Source organism: Dietzia maris (genome assembly GCF_014144855.1).
GTDB classification, from domain to species: domain Bacteria; phylum Actinomycetota; class Actinomycetes; order Mycobacteriales; family Mycobacteriaceae; genus Dietzia; species Dietzia kunjamensis.
This window is the reverse complement of the sequence record NZ_JAALDN010000349.1, coordinates 1-9256: the sequence shown is the minus strand read 5'-3', so window position 1 is coordinate 9256 and position 9256 is coordinate 1. Positions and strand designations below refer to the sequence as shown.

General features: G+C 69.5%; 9 protein-coding genes. 8 read left to right on the top strand and 1 reads right to left on the bottom strand.

The window, feature by feature from the left end; all coding sequences use genetic code 11:
* Window positions 1-119 precede the first annotated feature (119 nt).
* The 4 genes from G6024_RS11665 to G6024_RS11650 all read left to right on the top strand — a co-directional run bounded on the left by G6024_RS11665 (window position 120) and on the right by G6024_RS11650 (window position 4466).
* Window positions 120-665: a DUF421 domain-containing protein gene (locus G6024_RS11665; protein ID WP_159148767.1), complete on the top strand. Its 546-nt coding sequence runs from the start codon at window positions 120-122 to the stop codon at window positions 663-665.
* A 76-nt stretch (window positions 666-741) separates the two neighbouring features.
* Entirely contained in the window at window positions 742-1629 is an 888-nt protein-coding gene (locus G6024_RS11660; RefSeq protein ID WP_159148766.1) for a hypothetical protein, read from the top strand.
* Window positions 1622-3397: a GMC oxidoreductase gene (locus tag G6024_RS11655; protein ID WP_159148765.1), complete on the top strand. Its 1776-nt coding sequence runs from the start codon at window positions 1622-1624 to the stop codon at window positions 3395-3397. Before G6024_RS11660 ends, G6024_RS11655 begins: the two co-directional genes overlap by 8 nt.
* Window positions 3398-3479: 82 nt before the next feature.
* The gene (locus G6024_RS11650) at window positions 3480-4466 is read left to right on the top strand and encodes a linear amide C-N hydrolase (RefSeq protein ID WP_159148764.1); all 987 of its coding nucleotides are present in this window, start codon (window positions 3480-3482) and stop codon (window positions 4464-4466) included.
* Window positions 4467-4537: 71 nt separating this feature from the next.
* Here G6024_RS11650 and G6024_RS11645 read toward each other — a convergent pair whose 3' ends face one another.
* The gene (locus tag G6024_RS11645; RefSeq protein WP_159148763.1) at window positions 4538-5407 is read right to left on the bottom strand and encodes an oxygenase MpaB family protein; all 870 of its coding nucleotides are present in this window, start codon (window positions 5405-5407) and stop codon (window positions 4538-4540) included.
* A 126-nt stretch (window positions 5408-5533) separates the two neighbouring features.
* Here G6024_RS11645 and G6024_RS11640 point away from each other — a divergent pair, with 126 nt between their 5' ends.
* The 4 genes from G6024_RS11640 (at window position 5534) to G6024_RS11625 (ending at window position 9200) form a co-directional block, all read left to right on the top strand.
* Complete coding sequence (locus G6024_RS11640; RefSeq protein WP_159148762.1) at window positions 5534-6337, top strand: siderophore-interacting protein; 804 nt, start codon at window positions 5534-5536, stop codon at window positions 6335-6337.
* A gap of 114 nt (window positions 6338-6451) precedes the next feature.
* Window positions 6452-7435, top strand: coding sequence for an ABC transporter substrate-binding protein (locus G6024_RS11635; protein ID WP_159148761.1), 984 nt, complete (start codon window positions 6452-6454; stop codon window positions 7433-7435).
* Window positions 7432-8406 carry an ABC transporter permease gene (locus tag G6024_RS11630; RefSeq protein ID WP_132063851.1) on the top strand — a complete coding sequence of 325 codons (975 nt, stop codon included), beginning with the start codon at window positions 7432-7434 and terminating at the stop codon, window positions 8404-8406. The genes G6024_RS11635 and G6024_RS11630 overlap by 4 nt, the downstream gene beginning before the upstream one ends.
* A gap of 2 nt (window positions 8407-8408) precedes the next feature.
* Window positions 8409-9200 (top strand): ABC transporter ATP-binding protein, encoded by a 792-nt coding sequence (locus tag G6024_RS11625; protein ID WP_159148768.1) that lies wholly within the window; start codon window positions 8409-8411, stop codon window positions 9198-9200.
* The last annotated feature ends 56 nt before the right edge of the window (window positions 9201-9256 follow it).

The following is a 9256-nucleotide window of genomic DNA, read 5'->3' as shown; positions in this document are numbered from 1 at the left end:
GTCGTTGGCCGAGGCGCCGCGGCGGTAGGCCCTGCGGTCGCAGCTGTTGGCCGTGCCGGCGCGGCGGTCGGCCGACGCGCCGGTTGCCCTCCCACCGCGCCTCGCGCACGATGCGCGGCATGGATTCCACACTGCTCTGGGACGGTTGGGAACCGATCGTCCACTCCGTCGTCATGGTCGTCTGCGGCTTCGTCGCCCTCGTCCTGATGCTCCGCGTGTCCGGCCCCCGCACGATGGCCAAGATGACCCCCCTCGACTTCATCGTCGCCGTCACCATCGGGTCGGCGTTCGGCCGCACCCTCACCGCCACCTCGGTTCCCCTGGCCCAGACGGTCCTCGTCCTGGCGCTCCTCGTGGGGCTCCAGTGGATCTTCGCCGCCGCCCGCGCCAGGTCATCACGGGTGCGTACCCTTCTCGACCACCCGCCGGTCCTCCTCTACTACCAGGGACAGATGCAGCACCGGGCGCTCCGACGTCACAAGCTCCTCGAGGAGGACGTCCATACCGCCGCGCGGCAGTCCGGGAAGGGTTCACTCGCGGATGTCGCGGCCGTGATCCTCCAGCAGGACGGCAGCCTGGGCGCGATCGGCGACGCGGATCTCGGTGACGCCTCCAGCCTGCTCCCCTACACCGGTCGACCTGACAAGCGACATACAGACACATAAGAAAATCAGTCAAACCGGTCGCGTGATGTTCATCACATGACTAACGTTTGGCCCCCGGATACCCGAGGGGGCACAGATGGACCAGTTCAACCGGCGGAGATTCCTCGCCAGGGCATCGATGTTCGGGGCGTTCGTCAGCGCCGGAATCGCCTTTCCCGGGGTGATACCCCCGTCATCGGGCCTGGTCGGCACGGCGAACGCGCAGACCGGGAGCAACGCCTTCGACGCGGTCGAGGCGTTCTCCCTCGACACCATGCGCGGACTGTGCGTCATGGTCATGCCCGGCCCGGACGACTGGTCACGGCAGCAGGGCACGCCGCGTACGGATCCCGGCCCCATCGAGGTCGGTGGCGGCGAGTTCATGAAGGACCTGTTCGACAACTACCTCGGCATGGGCGACCAACTCGCCCGGCCCCTGGCTCTGGGGATCGCCCAGGCACTGTCCGACCTGGGGATCCAGACCGGCCCCTTCCTCGGGCTGAGCGAGCCCGAGGGGCGGCGCATCGACCAGGTCCTCGGCTACGCCTACAGCGATCGGGTGCTCCCCCTCTCCCTCCCCGTGGCGCTCCTGGTCAACACGGGCGCGCTGCTCGCCGCCCCGCCGGCGATCGCCGGCCCGCTGGGGTCGCCGTTCTCGCGGCTGTCGATCAACGACAAGCTCCGGGTCCTGGAGGGGATCGAGGGGCCCGTTCCGCAACTGGTCTCGATCATCGACGGCGCCCTCCCGGTCCCGCTGCGCGGCACCGCGTCCGGGTTCCTGAAGTTCGCCGGCGGCATCCTCCTCGAGGGCACGGCCTTCGGCGTGTACTCCGAACAGCACAACTACAACCCCGTGACCAGGACCGTCGAGCCGCGGCCGGTCCCGTGGGACCTCACCGGATATCGACCGGACGGCCTCGTGGACGGCCACCCGGAACTTCTCGGCTACTACCAGAATCGGACGGAGGTGCCGGCAGATGCGTGATGTCATCGTCATCGGCGCGGGAGGAGGCGGCCCGGTGGTCGCCGCGGAACTGGCGGGGCGCGGCCTGGACGTGCTCGTCCTGGAGGGCGGCCCACGTCAGGCCGACCCGTCCACCGAGTGGTCGCACGCGGAGAACGACGCCAACAACCCGAACAACGGCTTCCTGCGTTTCGGCCCGGAGGACCGGTCCAAGCCCGCGTGGTTCCGGGAGTGGACCACCAACATGTTCGTCTGGCAACTGTCCGGCGTCGGCGGGACCACCCAGCACTACTACGGCAACAGCCCGCGTCCCATGCCCGGCGTCTTCCGTGGCTACACAGGAGTGGACGCCGCGGAGTACGACACCGGTCACCTCTTCCCGTTCACCTACGACGAGCTCGTGCCGTACCTCGAATGGGTCGAGGCCACGCTGCCCATCGAGACCGCCGCGATGGGGACCAAGGAGGCGCTGACCTTCCGGGGCTGCGAGAACTACGGTCTTCCTCTCCAGACCTCCAGGAACATCACCCGCAACGCCTTCCGGCCGCAGCAGAACGCGATCCTCCAGCCCGGGGGCACCGCCGGCCGGACGGACGACTCCAACCTGCTGACGTTCCCGCAGGCGACCGGCTGCACCTTCTGCGGTCACTGCTTCCAGGGGTGCTACCTGCCCCGGCAGGCCCCGCGGAACCAGTTCGCCAAACGCTCGACCGACAACAGTTACGTCCCGCTCGGCTTGTCCGCCGATGCCGTCCGCCCCGGTGGCCGCGCCTTCGAGTTGCTCGCCGACAGTTTCGTCCAGTCGATCCGCCACGAGCAGGAGGGCCCGCACACCGTGGCCCGGGGCGTGACCTGGCGGAACAACACCACCGGGGAGATCTTCTCCGAGGACGCCCGGGTGGTGGTGCTCGCCGGTGGCGCCACCGAGAGTCCCCGACTGTGGTTCAACAGTGGGCTCCCCAATCCCAACGACTGGGTGGGACGGGGGCACACCGACCACTTCTTCGACTGGGTGGTGGGCAGCTTCGACGAGTACACGGGGAACTCCAAGGGCGCCAATTCCTCGGCGCGGATGGACTTCCCCGGACGCGGCGGGATCGAGAACGTCGGTCTGGGTCCGGCGATCCAGGCCTTCTCCCTCTCACTGTCCGACTCGGGCGCCCGCGGCTACTACACCAACGGCCGCGGCTTCACCGGCCCCTGGGACGGACCGGCGGGCCGCCTGGTGGGCAACGAACTCAAGGACCTGATGATGGGCGGGATCGACAACCTGCTCAACTTCCTCGTGATCACCGACGACCACGTGGAGGCGGGCAACCGCGTCACCCCGTCCCTGTTCCCGGCCGACGAGAACGGCGCGCCCGCCAAGATCGACGTCTCGCTACGCCGACGCAAGCCACGGACCCTGGAGAACCGCGAGTTCATGGTCCGTCGCGCTGCCGAGATCATGCGCGCGGCCGGGGCGAAGAAGGTCTACCGGATGGACTGGGCGCCCCTGCTGCTGCACGTGCACTCGTCGATGCGGATGGGTGAGTCCGACCAGAACTCGGTGCTCGACGCCAACGCGGAGGCCCGGTGGGTCAAGCGGCTGTTCATCGCCGACAACTCGGCGCTGGCCAATTCGCTCGGCGGACCCAACCCCACGCTGACGACCCAGGCGCTCGCGACCCGTACCGCGGAGAAGATCTTCCAGATGTACTTCGACGGGGACCCGTGGGTTGCCGGGGAGGCGCCGGTGGTGAGCACCGACCCCCGTATCTCGGCCCGGATGCAGCAACTCGGACTGTAGGGCGGCCCTCGATCGCCGTACCGGCCGGTGCATGCCGTGATAATTTCTGCTTATCTACCGCCGAGGTAAGCGAAAGGCATCCATGTGCACGCGAGCCCTCTGGTCTCCGTCCCCTGACACCGTCCTCGCCGGGCGGACCATGGACTACGAGGTCGATCTGGCGACCAACCTGTGGGCGTTCCCGCGGGGGATGCAGCAGGACTGCGCCGTGGACGGCTCCCTGACGTGGACGTCGAGGTACGGCAGTGTCGTGGCCGCCGCGTACGACCAGGCCAGTGCGGACGGGCTCAACGAGGCCGGACTGGCCGGTCACCTCCTCTGGCTGGCGGAGTCCGACTACGGCGAGCGCGACCCCGAGCGTCCCGCGCTCAGTGCGGCCGTGTGGGTGCAGTACATGCTGGACAACTTCGCCACCGTGGCGGAGGCCGTGGACTGGATGCGCAGCTCCCGGGTCCAGGTCAGGACGTCGGGCGACCCGGGCACGGGGCGGGCCGTCACGGTCCACCTCGCGTTGGACGACAGCACCGGGGACTCGGCGATCGTGGAGTACATCGACGGCGAACCCCACATCTGGCACGACCGCGCGTACACCGTGATGACCAACTCCCCGCCCTTCGCCGAGCAACTCGAGCGACTCCGCGAGATCAGGGGTTTCGGGGGCGAGCGGCCGCTGCCCGGCGGTTGGGACGCCGACGAGCGCTTCGCGCGCACCGCCTTCTACCTCGACCGCCTCCCCGCCCCGGACGACGGGACCCTGGCCGTGGCCGAGATACTCAGCGTGATCCGCAACGCCTCGCAGCCGTTCCGTGTGGCGGACCCGGATCAGCCGAACGCCTCCACCACCTTGTGGCGTACCGTCACCGACCATGCCGCGGGGGTATACGTCTACGAGAGCACCCGCCGTCCCAACATCGTGTGGGTGCGTCTGGACAATCTTGACCTGAGCGAGGGCGCTCCGGCTCGCCGCCTCGACCTGGTGGCGGACACCGGCCTGGAGGGCGGGTTGACCGGGGAGGTCAGCGGGCGGTTCGAGGCCCACGAGCCGATGGAGTTCCTGCGGGCGACCTGATCGCCTGCATCGGGCCGGTCGGGGCCGACCGGGGCGGACCGGGGCCGAGGGCCGACCGGCCCCGTCGGAATCTAGAAGACGCTGATCCCCAGCCGGCGCCGGACCCTCAGGTCCGCGATGTTCAGGGCGTAGTACGCCCGGAGTGGTCGCGGGAAGACCTTCTCCAGAACCGAGGTGAGCGCGAGCACCATCCGTCGGCGGCGCAGGTCGCCGGGGGTGATCTCCCAGTGCATCTCGTCGCGGATGCGCCGGGGCACCGCGAATTTGGTCATGGACAGGTTCCACGGTCCGACCGTCTTGTGGGCCAGGGTGCCGAGCTGCTTCATCCGGACCTCGAGCACCCGGAAGTCGGCGAGCTTCTGCAGGTACTCGCGGACGGTGTCGTCGATCTCCACCGCCTCGAGCCCGTCGGCGAAGCGCTTCTCGTACTCGGCCCAGGTGGCCGGCCATCGCGCCTCGGGGACGTTGAGCGTCGTCCCCAGGGGTCGTGCCATCTCGATGATGCGGTCCAGCTCGGCCCCGGTGAGCGGGCCGTGCATCATCTGCCACTGGTCGGTGTAGTACCGCACCAGGCACAGCGCCACCCAGAGTTGGGACCCGGCGTCATTGGCGTTGTAGCGCACGGGGCTCGACGCAGTGGAGGTCACCCGGGCATGGATCCGGTGGACGGCCTCGTGGAAGAACCGGCGGTCGGAGTCGGAGCCGAGGTTGGCCACGGCGAGGTACTGGGCCGTGGTGCGTGCCCGCTTGATCGGGCGGAGGTCACCGCGACCACGATCCACCCTGCTCTCGACGACCCCGTGTCCCACGGCCGGGTTGGCCAACTGCATGACCACGTTGGCGACCGGGAGCCAGAAGGCCAGGTGGGTCGAGATGTCGGGCAGGTGCCGGATCGGCCGGCCGCTGCCCTTCGCGATGTCGGTCCGCGTGCCTGCGGTCATCTGCGCCCCCTCGCTTGATCACATATATCTTACATCGCTCCTCTTCGCTCGTCAGCCCCCACTCGCCGCGCCCGGAAACATGCAAGGATAGGGTCACCTAACTAACTCAGCTGGAAGGAGAATGACGTGACTCGCCCCCAGACCCGCCCTCCGCTCACCCTCACGGTGCTGCGCACGGAGCCGGTGACCCCGCACCTCGTACGGGTCGTCCTCGGCGGGGACGGCTTCGACTCGTTCGCCGCCCGCGCGGAGACGGACAGCTACGTCAAGCTCGAACTGCCCCACGCCGGGGAGACGGTCGTGCGCACGTACACCGTCCGACGGGTCGACGCGAACGCGCGCGAGCTCTGGATCGACTTCGTCGTCCACGGTGACGAGGGTGTCGCCGGTCCGTGGGCCCGGTCCGTCGCGCCCGGGGCCCGGGTCGCGGTGCGCGGCCCCGGCGGCGGGTACCGGCCGGATCCGGAGGCGGATTTCCACCTGCTGGCCGGTGACGAGACCGCGGTGCCGGCGGTCGCGGCGGCGCTGGAGTCGCTACCGGAGAACGCCACGGGCGCGGTGTTCCTCGAGGTGTCCGACGACGACGACGAAATCCCGATCACCGCGCCGGCGGGCGTGGAGATCACCTGGGTACACCGCGGAACCTCCTCGGCGGACGCCGGCCCCGGAGTGATCGACGGCGAGGCGCCGCTGATCGACGCGGTCCGGGGCATGCCATGGCCGGGCGGGGACGTGCAGGCGTTCGTCCACGGCGAGGCCGAGACGGTGATGAAGCACCTGCGCCCCTATCTGCGCACCGAGCGCGGCATCCCCGCCGCGCGGGCGTCGATCTCGGGGTACTGGCGGCGTGGGCGCTCGGAGGAGGGCTTCCGCACCTGGAAGCGGCAGCTGGCGGAATCGGAGGAGGCGCCGCAGCAGCCCGTGAGGTGAGTCCGGGCTCACCATGCCCGGGCGACCCGGTAGCCTCATGTGCCAGCACCGTTCGCATCCGGCCCCTCGCGTGAACACCGTGAGGCCCAGAAGGCACAGACAAGGGCATGGCATATGGCATTCTCACGCGCGAAGCTCATCACCGGACTGGTCGCCACCTCGGCACTCGTCCTCGCAGGTTGCTCGAGCGGTGGCGAGGACGACGCCGCCGGTGGTGGCGGCGAGTCCTACCGCATCGGCATCAACCAGCTCGTCCAGCACCCGGCCCTCGATTCCGCCACGGCCGGCTTCAAGGAGGCTTTCTCCGAGGCCGGCGTCGAGGTCGAGTTCGACGAGCAGAACGCCAACGGCGAGCAGGGCACCGCACTGACCATCGCCCAGCAGTTCGCCTCCGATGACCTGGACCTGGCCCTGGCCGTGGCCACCCCGGCCGCCCAGGCGATGGCGCAGAACATCACCGACGTGCCGCTGCTGTTCACCGCGGTGACCGACCCGGTCTCGGCGGAGCTGGTGGACTCGATGGAGGAGCCGGGCGCCAACGTCACGGGCACCTCGGACGCCGCCCCGATCGACAAGCAGCTCGAGCTGCTCAAGGAGATCGTCCCGGACGCCGAGCGCATCGGCATCGTCTACGCCTCCGGCGAGGTCAACTCGCAGGTCCAGGTGGATCAGGCGCGTGAGGCCGCGGGCCCGCTGGGCCTGGAGATCGAGACCCAGACCGTCACCACGGTCAACGAGATCCAGCAGGCCGTCGAGGCCCTCGGTGACGTCGACGCGATCTACGTCCCCACGGACAACATGGTCGTCTCGGGCATCGCCTCGCTGGTCCAGGTCGCCGAGAGCAAGCAGATCCCGGTGATCGCCGCGGAGTCGGGCACGGTCGAGGGCGGCGCCGTCGCCACCCTCGGCATCGATTACACCGAGCTGGGCCGCCAGACCGGCGAGATGGCACTGCGCATCCTGCGCGACGGTGAGGACCCGGCCACCATGCCCGTGGAGACCGCCACCGAGTTCACCTACGTGGTCAACGAGGACGCCGCCGAGCGTCAGGGCGTGACGATCCCCGAGGACATCCTCGCCGAGGCTGAGAAGAAGTGATCGGGACCGTCGAGGTAGGCCTCATCTACGGGGTCATGGCGCTGGGGGTCTACCTGACCTTCCGCGTGCTCAACTTCCCCGACCTCACCGTCGACGGCAGTTTCACCACGGGCGCCGCGACGGCGGCCATGGGCATTCTCGCCGGCTGGAATCCGGTGCTCGCGACCCTCGCGGGTTTCGGCACCGGGTTCCTCGCCGGCACGGTCACGGGACTGCTGCACACCAAGGGCAAGATCGACGGCCTCCTCGCCGGTATCCTCACGATGATCGCGCTGTGGTCCGTCAACCTGCGGATCATGGACGGCGCGAACATCCCGCTGCTGCGCAGCGACACCGTGTTCACGCCCCTGAAGGACGCCGACCTGCTGGGCGAGTGGCCCGGGGTGGCCATCCTCGCGGTCGTGGTCCTGCTGCTCGGGTTGGTCGTCCTGTGGTTCCTCACCACCGACCTCGGCCTGTCCATCCGAGCCACGGGTGACAACGGCCCCATGATCTCCTCGTTCGGCGTCTCGACCGACTTCACCAAGACCCTCACGCTGGCCCTGTCGAACGGGTTCGTGGGCATGTGCGGCGCGCTCATCGCCCAGTACCGCGGTTTCGCCGACATCTCGATGGGCATCGGCCTCATCCTCGTCGGCCTGGCCTCGGTGATCATCGGGCAGGCCATCCTCGGCCAGCGCAAGCTGCTGCTCGCGGTGCTCGCCGTGATCCTGGGCGCCCTGCTCTACCAGCTCATCATCTTCGCCGCCCTCCGCGTCGGCCTGGATCCCAACGACATGAAGGCCGTCACGGCCATCCTCGTCGTGGTCGCGCTGCTGCTGCCCCGCTGGAAGGGCGCGGGCGGACGCTTCGGACGCAAACCCACCACCCCGGTCGCCGCCAACGAACGAGCGGCGGCGGGAACCGGGACCGCCGTCGGCGCGGGGCCCGAATCCGCCGGCGCCGCCGCGACCGGCACCAAGGAGGCGTGACGATGCTGACCGTCACCGGAGTGTCCAAGACGTTCTTCCCCGGCACCGTCAACGAGCGCCGGGCGCTGCACGATCTCAGTCTCACGCTCGCCGAGGGCGACTTCGTCACGGTGATCGGTTCCAACGGCGCCGGCAAGTCGACACTGCTCAACGCCGTCTCCGGGCGGTTGCTCGCCGACAGCGGGAACATCGAGATCGACGGCACCAACGTCAACCGCCTGCCGCAGCACCGGCGCGCCAAGTACGTCGGCCGCGTCTTCCAGGACCCGCTCGCCGGGACCGCACCCAACCTCACGATCGAGGAGAACCTGTCGCTCGCGTTGTTGCGCGGTCGCCGGCGGGGCCTCGGCCCGGGCCTGAGCAAGAAGCGTCGCGGCCGGTTCGCCGATCAGCTCTCCATGCTGGAGCTCGGTCTCGAGGACCGGCTCACCGCCAAGGTCGGCCTGCTCTCGGGCGGCCAGCGGCAGGCGCTGTCCCTGCTCATGGCCGGGTTCACCCAGCCGCGCATCATGCTGCTCGACGAGCACACGGCGGCGCTCGACCCGCAGCGTGCGGAGTTGGTCACCACGATCACCGAGCGCATCGTCCGCGAGGGCGGTCTGACCACCCTCATGGTCACGCACAACATGGAGCAGGCCATCCGCCTGGGCAACCGGCTCATCATGATGCACGAGGGCCGGATCGTCTACGAGGCCGACGCCGCGACCAAGTCCGCGCTCACCGTGCAGGACCTGCTGCGCGAGTTCACCAACATCAAGGGCGCGACCCTGTCGGACCAGGCCTTCCTCGGCTGACCCGCCCCACCCGCCGAGCGCGCCCCGCGCCGGCGGCGGCCCGACCAGGCCCCGCT